The sequence below is a fragment of the Caballeronia sp. GAFFF1 genome, assembly GCF_023630705.1.
GTDB lineage: Bacteria > Pseudomonadota > Gammaproteobacteria > Burkholderiales > Burkholderiaceae > Caballeronia.
The window spans coordinates 1-244 of the sequence record NZ_JALQEM010000064.1 but is presented as its reverse complement, the minus strand read 5'-3'; the positions used below and the strand labels follow the sequence as shown (position 1 = coordinate 244).

The following is a 244-nucleotide window of genomic DNA, read 5'->3' as shown; positions in this document are numbered from 1 at the left end:
CTGGAGCGGGAGACGAGTCTCGAACTCGCGACCTCAACCTTGGCAAGGTTGCGCTCTACCAACTGAGCTACTCCCGCGTAAATCTTGCGCTGCTTTACTGCTGTCTACTGCTTGCCGTTTTCGATACCGCTTCGCTCATGCGCTGCCTGCACCGAAAACTTCGAAACCTGGAGCGGGAGACGAGTCTCGAACTCGCGACCTCAACCTTGGCAAGGTTGCGCTCTACCAACTGAGCTACTCCCGC

At 57.4% G+C, this 244-nt stretch carries 2 tRNA genes; both read right to left on the bottom strand.

What is annotated here, in order from left to right:
- Position 1: 1 nt before the first annotated feature.
- A tRNA-Gly gene (locus tag NCR37_RS28315) sits at positions 2–77 on the bottom strand.
- A gap of 91 nt (positions 78–168) precedes the next feature.
- Positions 169–244: transfer RNA gene (locus NCR37_RS28310), tRNA-Gly, on the bottom strand.